This window comes from Aminobacterium mobile DSM 12262 (assembly GCF_000526395.1).
Classification (GTDB): domain Bacteria; phylum Synergistota; class Synergistia; order Synergistales; family Aminobacteriaceae; genus Aminobacterium; species Aminobacterium mobile.
Window position 1 is genome coordinate 919086 of record NZ_JAFZ01000001.1, and the last position, 13729, is coordinate 932814.

General features: G+C 46.1%; 15 protein-coding genes. 14 read left to right on the plus strand and 1 reads right to left on the minus strand.

Features of this window, described 5'->3' with window-relative positions:
- Position 1: 1 nt before the first annotated feature.
- From mnhG to K360_RS11195, 12 genes are read left to right on the plus strand one after another with little or no spacing between them, the layout of a single operon-like run.
- Positions 2-382, plus strand: a complete 381-nt coding sequence (gene mnhG, locus K360_RS0104400) for a monovalent cation/H(+) antiporter subunit G (RefSeq protein WP_024821975.1) — start codon at positions 2-4, stop codon at positions 380-382.
- Positions 375-638 (plus strand): Na(+)/H(+) antiporter subunit B, encoded by a 264-nt coding sequence (locus K360_RS0104405; RefSeq protein WP_024821976.1) that lies wholly within the window; start codon positions 375-377, stop codon positions 636-638. The genes mnhG and K360_RS0104405 overlap by 8 nt, the downstream gene beginning before the upstream one ends.
- Complete coding sequence (gene mbhE, locus K360_RS0104410; protein ID WP_024821977.1) at positions 635-907, plus strand: hydrogen gas-evolving membrane-bound hydrogenase subunit E; 273 nt, start codon at positions 635-637, stop codon at positions 905-907. The genes K360_RS0104405 and mbhE overlap by 4 nt, the downstream gene beginning before the upstream one ends.
- Positions 904-1386 (plus strand): MnhB domain-containing protein, encoded by a 483-nt coding sequence (locus K360_RS0104415; RefSeq protein WP_024821978.1) that lies wholly within the window; start codon positions 904-906, stop codon positions 1384-1386. Before mbhE ends, K360_RS0104415 begins: the two co-directional genes overlap by 4 nt.
- Positions 1376-1723, plus strand: coding sequence for a sodium:proton antiporter (locus K360_RS0104420; RefSeq protein WP_024821979.1), 348 nt, complete (start codon positions 1376-1378; stop codon positions 1721-1723). Before K360_RS0104415 ends, K360_RS0104420 begins: the two co-directional genes overlap by 11 nt.
- Entirely contained in the window at positions 1720-3285 is a 1566-nt protein-coding gene (locus K360_RS0104425) for a proton-conducting transporter transmembrane domain-containing protein (protein WP_024821980.1), read from the plus strand. The genes K360_RS0104420 and K360_RS0104425 overlap by 4 nt, the downstream gene beginning before the upstream one ends.
- Positions 3285-3626: a membrane-bound hydrogenase complex subunit MbhI gene (gene mbhI, locus K360_RS0104430; RefSeq protein ID WP_024821981.1), complete on the plus strand. Its 342-nt coding sequence runs from the start codon at positions 3285-3287 to the stop codon at positions 3624-3626. Before K360_RS0104425 ends, mbhI begins: the two co-directional genes overlap by 1 nt.
- Positions 3627-3637: 11 nt before the next feature.
- Complete coding sequence (locus K360_RS0104435) at positions 3638-4102, plus strand: NADH-quinone oxidoreductase subunit B family protein (protein WP_024821982.1); 465 nt, start codon at positions 3638-3640, stop codon at positions 4100-4102.
- Positions 4099-4644, plus strand: a complete 546-nt coding sequence (locus K360_RS0104440; protein WP_024821983.1) for an NADH-quinone oxidoreductase subunit C — start codon at positions 4099-4101, stop codon at positions 4642-4644. The genes K360_RS0104435 and K360_RS0104440 overlap by 4 nt, the downstream gene beginning before the upstream one ends.
- A gap of 11 nt (positions 4645-4655) precedes the next feature.
- Positions 4656-5894, plus strand: a complete 1239-nt coding sequence (locus tag K360_RS0104445) for a hydrogenase large subunit (protein ID WP_024821984.1) — start codon at positions 4656-4658, stop codon at positions 5892-5894.
- Positions 5891-6886, plus strand: coding sequence for a respiratory chain complex I subunit 1 family protein (locus K360_RS0104450; protein WP_024821985.1), 996 nt, complete (start codon positions 5891-5893; stop codon positions 6884-6886). The genes K360_RS0104445 and K360_RS0104450 overlap by 4 nt, the downstream gene beginning before the upstream one ends.
- Positions 6887-6902: 16 nt before the next feature.
- A complete protein-coding gene (locus K360_RS11195; protein ID WP_024821986.1) occupies positions 6903-7679 on the plus strand; it encodes a 4Fe-4S binding protein in 777 nt (258 codons plus the stop codon).
- Between the two features lie 113 nt (positions 7680-7792).
- Here the strand turns inward: K360_RS11195 and gltX are convergent, their stop codons facing one another.
- Positions 7793-9109: a glutamate--tRNA ligase gene (gene gltX / locus K360_RS0104460; RefSeq protein ID WP_024821987.1), complete on the minus strand. Its 1317-nt coding sequence runs from the start codon at positions 9107-9109 to the stop codon at positions 7793-7795.
- A gap of 317 nt (positions 9110-9426) precedes the next feature.
- Here gltX and K360_RS0104465 point away from each other — a divergent pair, with 317 nt between their 5' ends.
- Together K360_RS0104465 and polA are read left to right on the plus strand one after the other, a co-directional pair.
- Entirely contained in the window at positions 9427-11052 is a 1626-nt protein-coding gene (locus tag K360_RS0104465; protein ID WP_024821988.1) for a putative manganese-dependent inorganic diphosphatase, read from the plus strand.
- A 96-nt stretch (positions 11053-11148) separates the two neighbouring features.
- Positions 11149-13713 carry a DNA polymerase I gene (polA, locus tag K360_RS0104470; RefSeq protein WP_051461101.1) on the plus strand — a complete coding sequence of 855 codons (2565 nt, stop codon included), beginning with the start codon at positions 11149-11151 and terminating at the stop codon, positions 13711-13713.
- Positions 13714-13729: the final 16 nt, after the last annotated feature.

A 13729-nucleotide genomic window follows, 5' to 3' on the forward strand; every position in this document is an offset into this window, starting at 1 on the left:
GGTGCTGGAGAAATACCTCGTTGGAATTTTTATTACTATCGGGCTTTTTTTTAATACGCTAGGGGCTATTTCGCTCTATAGATTTCCAGATGTATATACGAGACTTCATGGAGCGACGAAGTGCACGACCTTTGGAAGCATTTTTACGTCGTTGGCCGTTATAGCGTATGCTGCTTTCCGTATACACCAAGGTGGGGGGAGTCGGTTTACAGTTTTGATCATCCACGCCGTAGTGGCGGTGATGGTTCTGCTCATAACGAATGCTACAGGAGCCCATGCCATTGCCCGGGCTGCGCACAGAAGTGGAATTGTCCCCAAAATGGCAGTGGTTGATCGTCTTGCGGAAGAAGAAGAACGTAAAGGTGGTGTTGTCAGTGAGTGAGATTTTCCATCTTGCCGTCCTTGTACTGCTCACTTTATCCGCTTTTTTCGCCGTATGGTTTCGAGATCTTCTCTCTTCTGTCATCTCTTTAGGCGTTTTTAGTCTGGTCATGGCTGTAGAGTTTTATCTTCTGCATGCGCCAGATGTGGCCATTGCCGAAGCGGCTATTGGTGCCGGCCTGAATACGGCAATTTATATCATTGCATTGAGAGGGTGCGGAAAAGCGCGGAGCAAAACCGGAGGTGACATCCGGTGAAAAAAACTCTTTTTATAGTTGCGGCATTGATTCTCGGCGGGCTTGTTTGGGGAGGCCTGGATTCCATCCATCCCTTCGGTGATCCAGGACAGGTGGCTATGGACAATTATTTTATTGACCATGCTCTTGTTGATCGATCGGCCGAGAACGTGGTTACCTCCATAGTCTTCGATTTTCGAGGCTTTGATACTATCGGAGAAGCAGCCGTTCTTTTTACAGCTGTGTGCTCAGTTACCGCCTTGTTCAGGGAAGGGGGCAAAAAGAAATGAAGCCTCTCTCTGTTGTTGTTCGGACTGGATGTGATTTATTCGCCTGGTTTATGGTGATCTTCGGTGCGTACGTTATCATACATGGTGATGTAACGCCTGGGGGCGGATTCCAGGGAGGAGCTGTGGTGGCCACATTCCTTGCGTTTTTACTCGTGGCTTATGGCTGGAATACGCTTAAACTCTGGCTTCAGGAGAGCGTTTACAATGCTATGCTTGGCTTCGGCCTCTTGTGTTTTTTAGTGTTGGGATTTATGGGAATGCCCGCCTCCTTCTTTTATAACTTTGTAGCGATTCCCGCTGCTGAAGTTGCGAAGAGCGGACACGGCATTATCCCTCCTTCGGGAACTATTGCCTTAATGGATATAGCTGTAGGTATAGAGGTGACAGGAGGGCTTTCCTTGATTCTCGTCTACATGTTTAAAGGAATTCACCTGTTCGATAACTACGAGATAGGAGAGGAGAGCGGCCATGATCGGTAATGCCCCATTCCTCATAGTAGGAGTTCTCTTCCTTATGGGTCTGATAGCCGTGCTGACGGAGAAGAACCTTGTGAAAATTGCTATCGGTATAAGCATTATTGAATCAGCAACGAATATGTTCCTTATAGTTTTGGGATACCGCACTGGTGGCACAGTTCCTGTGAGGTTTTTAGCAGCAGGTGAGGGCGTTATGGTTCTTCCTACACCTCAGGCTCTTACGTTGACAGCAATTGTTATTGCCTTGGCGACAACGGCGTTGATGCTCTCTTTGATCATGCTGTTATATCGCCATTATGGGACGTTGAATATTGACGAGATACGGAGGTTGCGAGGATGAGTTGGCAAGAACACCTTCCAGCAATGATCCTGGCCATTCCCCTTCTTGGAGCCTTTGCAACGCCTCTGTTTTCTTTAGGCGGGAAGACCCTGCGGAACGTTTGGATGGTCAGTATTTCGTTTATCACAATGATCGTGGCTTTCCTGATTTGGAGGACTGTAACGGTTAATGGCGTTCTGGTATACGTCATGGGTGCTGAGACGGCTACGTTGGCCTTACCTTCCGGAATGGCCTACCCAGTTAGAATTATTCTGGAGATAGATGCTTTCAGCGCCTTCATGGCCCTTGCCGGGTCTATTGCCTCTTTTGCGGGGGCTATGTACTCGATCCATTTCATGGATCGCTTCTCTGGCCTGAGCCGTTTTACATCTCTTTATTTCCTTCAAACAGCAGGAATGCTCGGGATGATGGTTACCGGCGACCTCTTCAACTTCTTTGTCTTTTTGGAGATATCGTCAGTGGCATCCTTTGGCTTGGTGGCTTTTTGGAGAGACCGTCCGGAATCAGTGGAAGCCAGCTTTAAATATATGTTAGTATCCCAGCTTTCCGCTATGATGGTTCTCATCGCCATAGGCTCTCTTTATGGTCGTTACAATGCCCTTAATATGGCTGGTATCGCTAGTATGCTCCATCTTGGAGTGGTGGAAAAATTAGTTCTGGCTTTTCTCGTTGTAGCCTTAGCCATGAAGTGTGGTGCCTTCCCCATGCATATGTGGATGCCAGACGCATATGCGGAGGCTCCGGCAGGCGTAACGTGCCTTTTAGTGGCGGTGAGCCAGGCCTCTCTCTATGGATTGATGCGTGTTTGTTATACCCTCTATGGAACCACCATGGGAAGCTCTTTTGTACCGTGGGTCATTATTGTTCTCGGAATGGCGTCCATGTTCTTTGGGGTCTCCATGGCTGTGGTACAACACGAAGTCAAGCGACTTATGGGATATCATTCCATTTCCCAGGTAGGGTACATGCTTCTGGCTCTCGGTGTGGGCTTATTATCTCTCGGCAATCCCCAGACTATGGCAGACTACGGTTTTATGGCAATGAAGGGTGGCATCTACCACATCTTCAACTACACAATGTATAAAGGATTGCTCTTCCTTACCGCCGGATCTCTTTATTACGCTACGGGAACCCGAGATTTGGATAAACTTGGGGGCTTGGCCAGGCGGATGCCCTATACCACCTTCATGTTTGTTATAGCGGCGGCAGCGATTTCGGGCCTACCGCCCTTCAACGGTTTTGTGTCAAAGTTGCTGATCTACGAGTCAACATTTGCGCTCCATCCTTTCCTTGCCGTAGCGGCTCTTGTAACGTCTGTCCTTACTCTTGCTTCTTTTGTTAAGGTCTTTCAAACTGCCTTCCTGGGACCGGAGAAAAAATGTTATGCTTCGGTTTCTGAAGTGCCTGCGAGTATGCTTATGGGCATGGCTCTCTTGACCATCGTTATTCTTGGGCTTTCTCTCTTCCCGTCCTGGGTACTCTCCAACTTGGTTGAACCGGCAGCGAAAGCCTTGGTGGATCAGAGCGGGTATATAGGCGCTATTATGGGAGGTGGGCTATAGTGTGGAGTAAAGTCTATTCAGGATTTGGATACTGGGACGTGATCTCTTGGCTCATCTTCTTCTTAATCGCGTCTTTCTTCGCCCTTTGGCTTCGCTCTCTTGGAAGGCGGGATTATAAAGAAGGAACGGAACAAGATGAGATTTATTGGTCCGGGAACCCAGTTCCGGAAGACGGATCTGAGATTACGGTACCGGCAAGTTCTGCCTATTGGGGATTTAGGAAAGCTCTTGAATCCTATTATTCGATTTTAACGAACATTCACAGTGGTCACATGAGAGACTATGTAGGGTACTTTGTAATAACAGCTGCTGTGATTGCTGCGTTGATCCTCATAGTGTAGGAGGCGGGAAAATGAGGCTGGATAAATATCTGGAAGTACTGCCTAAATCTCTGTGGGTTATGACCTGCAACTCAGGTTCATGTAATGGCTGTGATATAGAGATAGTGGCGACCATTAGTCCACGTTACGATATAGAGCGTTTCGGCATGAAGCTGGTGGGAACGCCGCGCCATGCCGACGTTTTGCTTGTAACTGGTCCTGTTACAAAGTACATGAAAGATCGCTTGCTTCGAATTTATCACCAGATGCCCGACCCGAAAGTGGTTATAGTGGTGGGCAACTGCGGTGCGTCAGGGGACGTTTTCTATAAATCCTATAACCTTGAAGGCCCCGTGGATAATGTTCTTCCCGTAGATGTGTATGTTCACGGATGTCCGCCTCGCCCGGAAGCCATTATTGAAGGTGTGACAAAAGCTGTTTTAAAGCTTGAGGCGAAGCGTGAAGAGTTGCTGAAGGCAGGTGTGGAAAAACCATGAAGATCCCTCATGATTACGTGCAAAATAGCATAACAACTGAAGAGGTTGTAGCCTCTCTTCGAAAAAACTTCGGCGACGGTGTGGTTGTAGATGTGCGGGAACATCGGGCAGGGAAAGATCAGGCCCTCTCTTTTTCGCAGTTATGGCTTGCCATTGATCGTGATAAGTTCCTTGATCTTGTTGAAACTCTTTTTACATTCGACTTCCTGCATTTCCATATCATCTCTGGCAACGATGATGGTGATGTCATCACTTTGAACTATCATTTCACTCTTTTCCGCAGTGCGGGCCGTGGAAAACGCCTCGGCGTAACAGTGAGCGTGTCTGTTCCTAAAAATGATCTCACCATGCCATCTTTATACAACCAAATTCCTGGAGTGGAATATAGCGAGCGGGAGATGCGAGAAATGCTCGGCGTTGATTTCGACGGTCTTCAGAATAAGGCCTTGATCTTTTTACCTGAAGATTGGGATGAATCTATTAAACCGTGGCGTCGAGATGAAACGGGACCACAGCCTGAAGATATTCGTGAGCTCTCGTAGGAGGATAAATCATGGCGAAGGAGAAAGTCCATACATATAAAGTACCTATCGGACCAGTGCATGTGGGATTAAAAGAACCGATCACGGCCTGGCTTGATCTTGATGGAGAAAAAATTATAGACGCCCGGGTTCGGCCGGGGGCCATTCATCGTGGCATTGAATATATGGCAAGAGACCGAAACCCCATTCAGGTAATATATCTCGCTGAGAGGATTTGTGGCATCTGTTCTTTCAGCCATATAACGGCTTTTCTTAGAGCGGTGGAAGACGCGGCGAACATACAAGTTCCTCCAAGAGCTCAATATATTCGCTCTCTTGTTCTTGAACTTGAAAGAATCCACTCCCACACATTATGGGCTGGAGTGGCCTGTTATTCCATAGGTTTCGACTCGGCCTTCCATTTAGGAATGCTTTTGAGAGAGAAGGTCATGGATGTTTTAGAGTGTTACACCGGAAATAGAGTGAACTATGGGGTAGGGACGGTAGGGGGGGTACGTTGGGACATAACGCCCGACGTGGTAAAAGTAATAAAGGAGATGGTGGCATACTACCGCAATGAACTTGGGGCTTTTTACGATGTAGTAACAGAAGACCCTGTGGCTAAGGCACGTATGAGACATGTGGGGGTTCTTACATACGAAGAAGCTATGCGCTACTGTGCGCTAGGCCCTACCGCTCGAGCCAGTGGTGTCAGATGTGACCTTCGTTGGTCTGCCCCCTACGAAGCATACGCAGATCTAGATGTGGTGCCTATCGTTCCTCAAGATTATTTTGGAGAAGTTCATGGAGATGTTTTTGATCGTTTCCTTGTTCGAGTGCTGGAGCTCTACCAATCTTTGGACATTATAGAAAAAATTATTGACGGACTCCCTGAGGGAGATATTGTTTTTGAGAAGAACTTAGTAAAAGTCCTCAATATTTTGAAAGCGGCGGATGGTATTGGCTGGAGTTGCATCGAAGCTCCTCGTGGTGATGATACCCACGTTATCCGCCTTAAAGGCGGAGATGAGCATGTTTTTTGGTGGAAAGTTCGAGCTCCTACCTACGCTAATGCCGTCTCATGGCCTCTCATGTTCCGAGGTAATGAATTAGCCGATGCTCCTCTCATTATCAATAGTGTCGATCCTTGTATTTCCTGCATGGAACGGACCCTTGTAACTGGTTGTAGTCATAAGGCGGGACAGGTCTACTCGAAAAATCAGCTTTTGGAAATGTGCAGAGATAAGACGAGGAGGCTGAGGATGGCATGATTATCAACTTTGTTATGAAGCTTGTAGCAGGCATGGCTCTCATGTTGCTCGTTTCGGTGGTAGCCATTTTATTTGATGGAGCAGACCGAGTGATTCATGCTCGTATGCAACGTCGCTGGGGGCCGCCCCTCTTTCAGCCTTTTTACGATATTTTGAAGTTGCTGGGAAAAGAGAACATCGTTCCACGCAGAGCGGTGAAGTGGGCTTTTAACGGCGCACCGTGGTTTGCCGTGGCTACTATGTTACTGATATTTCTTTACATTCCTATAGGTTCGCTGCCTCCTATCCTGGGAACAGAAGGGGATATGATCCTCGTTATCTATCTTCTCAGTCTTTCGGGAGTTGCCATGGCCGTAGGCGGCTTCGCCAGTGGAAACCCTATAGCTAACGTAGGGGCTCAACGCGAAATGATCCTCATGATGAGCTACGAGCTTCCCTTGGCAGTAGTGGCGACAACCATGGCATGGGTTGCGTATAAACATGGGGTCCCTGGTCAGCCATTTAGCTTGGAAACGTTTATAGGAGTGCCCATGTGGGGAATTGTAGGGAAGATGGGCTTGCTGGGCCTCCTCTGTCTGCTTGTTGCCTTGACACTGGTTGTGCCTGGCGAAACAGGCAAGGGTTTCATGGACATTCCGGAAGCGAAAACTGAAATATTGGAAGGGCTTATTATTGAATATTCCGGAACGAATTTGGCATTGCTCAAAATAACCTTTGCTTTAAGAGCATTGGCATTGTCGGCTATTATTGTATCTCTGTTCTTGCCATGGTCTGTGGGGCGTCTTGTGAATCTCTCTGGTCCCACCCTTTTCATTGTGGATTTCCTGTGTTTCTGGGTAAAGGTTTTCGTTGTCCAGGTTTTGGGAGTCACCTTTATTCGCACAGCTTTCGGGCGGCTCAAAATATGGCAGGCTTCACGATTTTATTGGATAAATGTAGCGGGGTTGTCTTTGGCAGGAATGGTTCTTGTGTCCATTGACGTGATGCTTTAGGGGAGGGAGCCATTTTATGTTGAACAGAATGTCTTTACAACTTTTGCGGCAATGGGTCGATCGTATTTTTACGAACCCCTTCCCCCTCTCGTCTATGCCAGATTCTCTTTCAGAAACTATGAAAGAAGTAGAGACGGGGAAGGTCTCCATCCATCCACCAATAGAGCCGAAAGGGTATTTTAGAGGTCGGCTGGACTACGATAAAGCTCGTTGTATCGGGTGCAGGCTTTGTGTGCGAGTATGCCCGGCAAATGCCACCGAGTTTTTACCAGACGAGAAAAAAATACAGATACATACTGACCGTTGTTGTTTTTGCGCTCAATGTACGGAAATTTGTCCGGTAAAATGTCTGTCTATGTCGAGGGAGTTCTTAATCTCTTCATACGATCGAAAAGAACAAATAGTAGTGGATTCCGGCTCGCCTCAGAAGGAAGAGAAGGTTGAGGCTGAAAAAAGGCAGGCAGATCAGCGGGAAGAAGCGAAGCAATCGAAGCAGCAGGAACAGCCAGAACAGCCAGAAGAACCATCTCAATCGAAGCAGCCAGAATTGCCAGAATCAGCCCGGCAGGAACAGTCTATGCCGCCAAAACAATTGGAGCAATCAGGGCAAGGCCAGCCGGAACGGCCTGAAGAATTACTGGAAGAAGATCCACCTACACCTTCTGCGAAGGAAGAACTTTCTCCGAAGGGCAAAAAACAGGATATTCGGTCTGGGGCTTCTTTTGAAAATAAGGACAGTAAGAAGAAAAGAAAAAGAAAGAATAACAATCATAATAGCAACAATAATAAATAAACAGGAAGGGACTCTGCTTAAAGTGCATCTCCACCAAACGCTGGATTTCCCCCCAGCTTTTAGGATGCTGTACAGCTTTGCAAAAGAGAGTCCCTTTCTTTATGGTCTATATTCTATTCTACGAGATCGTAGTGAGCGAGGCGTCGCTGGACCTCGTCTTTCCCAAGATGCCGGGCTACCTCGAAAATGCCGGGGCTCACCTTTACGCCAGTGAGAACCCATCGTAAGGGCATAGCCAAAATCTTCATCTTTACGTTTTTCTCTTCAGACCATTTCCTGGCAAATTCTTCCATAGCTTCATCTGTCCATGGTTCTAAGGTAAGAAGATCGCTATAAAAAACTTTAAGAAGTGCCTTATGCTCTTCCGTAAGATCGCTTCCATCATAACGAGCTTTTACAGGCTCGAAGGAAACAAAATAATCGGAATACTCCGCAAGCTCTTTTGTGGTGCGGCCCCGTCCCCCCATAAGTTCCAGGGCTTCAGCGAGGTATTTCTTGTCATGGCTATCCACTGGCAATCCAGCCTCTCGCCAGAAAGGTTCCACCATTTCGAGGCGTACCATGGGATCCAGCTCTTTAAGATGTTCCTGATTAATAAAGTTCAGCTTATCCATATCAAAAACAGCGGCCCGTTTGTTCACTCGTGAGAGATCAAAGGCGTCTATAGCTTCTTGTCGAGAGAAAACCTCTTTATCGTCGCCTACAGACCACCCGAGAAGAGCAAGAAAATTGAAGACGGAGTTAGGCATATATCCCATGTCTCTGTACTCATAAACACTTGTGGCGCCATGGCGTTTAGAGAGTTTTTTCTTGTCTTTTCCCAAAATCATAGGGAGGTGTGCAAACTGAGGTTCTTCCCATCCAAGAGCCTTATAGATAAGAAGCTGCTTGGGAGTGTTAGAGATATGATCTTCTCCGCGAATGACATAATTAATGCCCATAGTATAGTCGTCAACAACAACAGCGTAGTTATAGGTGGGCATGCCGTCACTTTTTATCATGACAATATCTTTTAGAGTTTCACTTCTCACTTCAATATGACCATATACAATATCGTTAAATGTGAGAGTTAAACCCTCTGGGACTTTATAGATAACAGCCGGGCCATCAGTGTATGCTTTCCCTTCATCGAGAAGTTGCTGGGCATATTTATTGTATATTTCAAGGCGTTCCGATTGCCGATAAGGTCCACAGGGCCCTCCAATATCTGGGCCTTCGTCCCAATCGAGGCCGAGCCATTTCATTCCAGCCATAATAGTATCTTCATACTCTTTCGTGGAACGTTCTCGGTCAGTATCTTCGATACGGAGAATGAATTTTCCTCCTGTATGTCTGGCCCAGAGCCAGTTAAACAATGCCGTATGTCCCCCTCCTATATGGAGTGCTCCAGTAGGGCTGGGGGCAAAACGGACACGAACCTCTTTATCCATTTTCAGGATTCCTCCTTGTGTCTAATGTCCATTAACGCAGCTATTATACATGTTCTGGAATGAAATAGGGGAGAGAAGCATGCCATAAGGTTGGTATCTTTCTTTAGTAGTGTCGCTACGTGTCGCCGAAGACGCCTAATGCCGCCGACGATGTCTCCATGAGGTCGGCATCTCTCTTTAGCAGTCTTGCTTCATCTCTATAAAGCTCCTTCTAATTTCCATGAAAGTTATTTGGATTATAAGGTATTATAACTATAAGAAAGTACGATTACAGATGATTATTCGAAAGAAATATTTATGTAGGGGGCTTTCGTACGATGAAACCGATTTATGTGTTGGGGCATCAAAACCCCGATACAGACTCTATCTGTTCCGCCATAGCGTATAGCTATTATAAAAATACACTCACTTCTCAAGAGAGCTGCTATGAACCAGTGAGGCTTGGACCTATTAATAATGAAACCCGATTTGTTCTCAATCACTTTAACATGCCGGTCCCGGCTCTTTTAGAGAATGTTTATGCCCAGCTTTCTGATATAGCCTACGACACTCCTTTGAATATAAGAGAGAGCGCTCCGTTGTCGGAAGTATGGCATATTATGATGGAGAATAATATAAAGACAGTTAATATCGTGGATGAAGATTTTTCCTTCGTGGGGCTCGTAACGTTAGGGGATATAGCGAAGGCAAGCCTGGAAATTTCTCACGATTTCTCAGAGTTCAATGTCCCTTTACAAAATATAGTGGAAACCCTCAGTGGCGAAGTAATCTATGATTCCGGCAATAATTTTTGTGGCAACGTTTCCGTAGCGGCCATGAAAATTGAGGATGTGGAGACTCGCTTGATAAAAGGGAGCCTGATTATAGTGGGGAGCCGAAAGGATGTGCAATTACTAGCTCTCCAAAAAGGGGTCAATACTCTTGTCTTGACAGGCGATGCTCTCGTGACGGAAGAGGTTTTGGAGCTGGCTCGGGCGAATAACGTGAATCTTGTAAAAGTGCCTCACGATACCTTTACAGCCGCCAAGCTTTTAAATTTGAGCGTTCCTGTTCATTATGTAGCAAAAACTAAGGGGTTAGTGACTTTTAATATTGATGACTACGTTGATGACGTAAAAGAGGCTCTTTTGAAATATAAATATCGTTACTTTCCCGTGCTGAGCAACAAGAAAACGGTTGGGATGCTTGCCCGCCGGCATATATTGGAGTTTGTCGGAAAAAATGTTGTTCTTGTAGATCATAACGAAACAGCTCAATCTGTAGAGGGGCTTGAGCAAGCGCAAATATTAGAAATTATAGATCATCATAGAATAGGCAGTATAGAGACAGCACAGCCTATCATTTTTGTAAATCGTCCGGTAGGGTGTACTGCCACTATTATCTATAATTTGTATAAAGAAAATAACATCCCTATCCTCCCAAATATTGCAGGTCTTATGTGTGCTGCCATCCTATCTGATACGTTGATGTTTAAATCCCCCACCTGTACCTCTGAGGATGTTCGTTCAGCTCAGGAACTTGCTCAAATCGCTGGTATTGAACTCGAGGATTTTGCTCGGTCCATGTTTGTGGCGGGAACATCTCTTGGGGGAAAGACAGCGAAAGAAATTTTTTATACAGACTTCAAGAGTTTCCCGGTAGGGGATTATAAAATTGGCGTAAGTCAAGTGAATATATATAACACAAAACTGGGCTCCTTAAAGGACGACATCATCGCTTTTATGCAAGAGCTCCAGGTAGAGGGGGACTACGACATCCTTCTATTAATGTTGACTGATGTCCTTAACGAAGGATCAGAGTTTTTGTACGTAGGAAGTCATGTGGAGGTCCTTTCCAGGGCTTTCGGTATCCCTATTGCGGGGGAGAGTTTCTTTCTTCCCCATGTGGTTTCGAGAAAAAAGCAAGTTATACCCCAGCTTATATCGGCTCTTCGTTCCTTGTAGAAAAAGATATCCCATGGTGCTTCATTATTAATGGCGAGAGTAACAATAATTCATTCCTTTGAGTTATTATAAAAGACGTGGTAGAAAAAGAAGGAGTTGAATACCCTGAAAAAAAGATCGATACTTCTTGTTGATGGGCATGCATTGGCATTTAGAGCGTTCTATGCCTTGCCAGAATTGAATGCCCCAGATGGTACACCTACAAACGCTATTTTAGGTTTTGTCAATATGCTCTTTAAAACAATTGACGAATGTAAACCGGATATGACGGCTGTTGTATTCGATGCCCCTGGCAAAACTTTCCGTCACATAGCATACCCTGAATATAAAATGGGTCGGAAACCAACGCCGGAAGAATATAAAGTTCAAGTTCCACTCCTTCAGGAACTCATGGAATCTATGGGGATTCGGATTGTAGTCAAGGATGGGGTGGAGGCCGACGACGTTATAGCTTCCGCGGCATGTAGTGCTGCTCGTCTGGGGGTTGACGTTATAGCCTTGACCTCAGATAAAGACATTCTTCAGGTTCTTCAGCCCGGCGTAAGAATTATCAGGCCCATACGGGGCGTTTCCGAGTTTAAAGATTACGACGAAAAAAATTTTGAAGCAGAATGGGGATTTCCTCCCTCCGCCATGCCAGACTACCTGGCCATGTTGGGAGACTCTGTAGACAATATTCCGGGGGTTCCTGGAGTTGGAGAGAAAACGGCGAAAAAGTTGCTCTCCCAATATGTGTCCCTTGAAGATATTTACGATCACTTGAAAGATCTGAAGCCAGGACTACAAAAAAAGTTTGAAAACACGAAAGAGCAGGCCTTTAAGAGTCGGGAGCTTATTCGCTTAAAGTGCGATGTTCCTGTCACTGCCGAGGAGTTTAGGCAGACAGACGTACAGTTCGAGAAATTCGAAGAGCTATGTCAACATCTCGGACTTTCAAAAATATACCAAAGGGTTAAGGAAGAACAGTCTCCCTCCCTTGAGCTTCAGCAAGAAGAGCTTATTATTGGCGATGCCGTTGAGGGAAATTTGGACGAAGTCCTCGCAGGCGATACGTTGGCTCTTTTTGGTCAGGTTGAAGGAAGCTATCCTGTAGGTCTTTCAAAAGCCAGACTCGTTGTTCGCTCTCAGGACGGAGCCTTTTGGCATGGAGTAGTACAAAGTACCGATGTTCCTCAGCCTCTAAAAAAATGGCTTCGTCATGGTCATGTTATTACATCGGATTATAAAATGTTGCAGGCCTTCCTGAAAGAAGATGCCCCAGCTCCGGAAAGAGTATGGGATGTTCAGGTAGCTCATTATCTGCTGCACCCCGACGCGAAGGCTCATAGTCCCTTGGAATGGTCGGGATCGGAAATATTCGATCCGATAGAAGGGGCTGGGTTGCTTTGGAAAACTAAAAATGAACTTGGAGAGCAGCTCGCTCGTTACGAAGGTCTTGTTGATGTAATGGATAAGATAGACCTTCCCTTGGTCCCTGTGTTGTGGAAGATGGAGAGTTGGGGGGTAGGCCTGGATACAAACTCCTTTGAAGCTCTGGAGAGAGACCTACAGGAACGGATTGGAGAGATAGAGGAGCGAATAGCTGACAAAGGGAATGAACGTATCAACCTTAATTCTCCAAAACAGGTTGCCTGGCTTCTCTTTGAAAAATTGCAGCTTCCTCCTATAAAAGAGACAAAAACAGGCTATTCTACAGACGTTACTGTGCTGGAAGAGCTCGTTAAAATGGATCTGCCTGAAAGCGAAGTACCGAAACTATTGCTGGAGCATCGCGAGTTATCTAAAATTCAGTCAGGTTTTGTCCATCCCTTGATGAGCGCTGTAAACCCAGAAACAGGGTTCATCCATGGAACTTTTGAATCCACGTCTACTGGAACAGGTCGCCTAAGCAGCAGAGATCCTAACTTGCAGAATCTCCCCGCCTACGGCCATTGGTCGAATCGTTTGAAGGAGGGTCTTGTCCCGCACGCGAATGGCAATATATATGTAGGTGCCGACTATTCCCAAGTGGAGCTCAGGGTTCTTGCCCATCTTTGCGACGAAAAAAGGCTGAAAACGGCTTTTGAAGCTCAGCGCGATATACATACAGAAACAGCTTCATGGGTATTTAACATAGAGTCTGCGTTAGTGACCCCAGAACTTCGTCGTTTCGCAAAAGTGATTAATTTTGGAATTCTCTACGGCATGAGTTCCTACGGTTTGGCGAGTCGATTAGGTATAGGCCAACAAGAGGCAGGGGATATTATTAACCGATACTTTAAAGCCTTCCCGAAAGTAAGAGAATATGTGGAGGAAAGTTATAGAACGGCGAGAAAACGCGGGTATACTGTGACGGAGTTTGGCCGCATTCGCCCCCTTGATGAGGTATCGGTAAATCCTCGAGATCGGGGAGCCCTTAAAAGAATAGCGGTGAACACTCCTATTCAGGGGACAGCTGCTGACATAGCTCGGATAGCCATGGTGAATTTTAATCGTCATTTTAAAGATCAAGAGAAGGTCCATCTCGTTTTACAAATACACGACTCTCTTGTGTGTGAGTGTCCTGCTGAAGAGCGGGAATCTATAGAGAAAGAATTGGCTGAGGTCATGGAATCTGCTGTAAAGCTTTCTGTTCCCTTGAAAGTAGAAACAAAATGGGGGAAATCCTTAGCAGAAGTCTAGGTTTTTACGTAGCCTT

Coding starts and splice junctions, on each gene's coding strand:
- K360_RS11195 (WP_024821986.1), top strand. CDS start 6,903: ATGTTGAACAGAATGTCTTTACAACTTTTGCGGCAATGGGTCGATCGT.
- K360_RS0104450 (WP_024821985.1), top strand. CDS start 5,891: ATGATTATCAACTTTGTTATGAAGCTTGTAGCAGGCATGGCTCTCATG.
- K360_RS0104420 (WP_024821979.1), top strand. CDS start 1,376: ATGATCGGTAATGCCCCATTCCTCATAGTAGGAGTTCTCTTCCTTATG.
- K360_RS0104445 (WP_024821984.1), top strand. CDS start 4,656: ATGGCGAAGGAGAAAGTCCATACATATAAAGTACCTATCGGACCAGTG.
- K360_RS0104435 (WP_024821982.1), top strand. CDS start 3,638: ATGAGGCTGGATAAATATCTGGAAGTACTGCCTAAATCTCTGTGGGTT.
- K360_RS0104465 (WP_024821988.1), top strand. CDS start 9,427: ATGAAACCGATTTATGTGTTGGGGCATCAAAACCCCGATACAGACTCT.
- K360_RS0104415 (WP_024821978.1), top strand. CDS start 904: ATGAAGCCTCTCTCTGTTGTTGTTCGGACTGGATGTGATTTATTCGCC.
- gltX (WP_024821987.1), bottom strand. CDS start 9,109: ATGGATAAAGAGGTTCGTGTCCGTTTTGCCCCCAGCCCTACTGGAGCA.
- K360_RS0104425 (WP_024821980.1), top strand. CDS start 1,720: ATGAGTTGGCAAGAACACCTTCCAGCAATGATCCTGGCCATTCCCCTT.
- K360_RS0104440 (WP_024821983.1), top strand. CDS start 4,099: ATGAAGATCCCTCATGATTACGTGCAAAATAGCATAACAACTGAAGAG.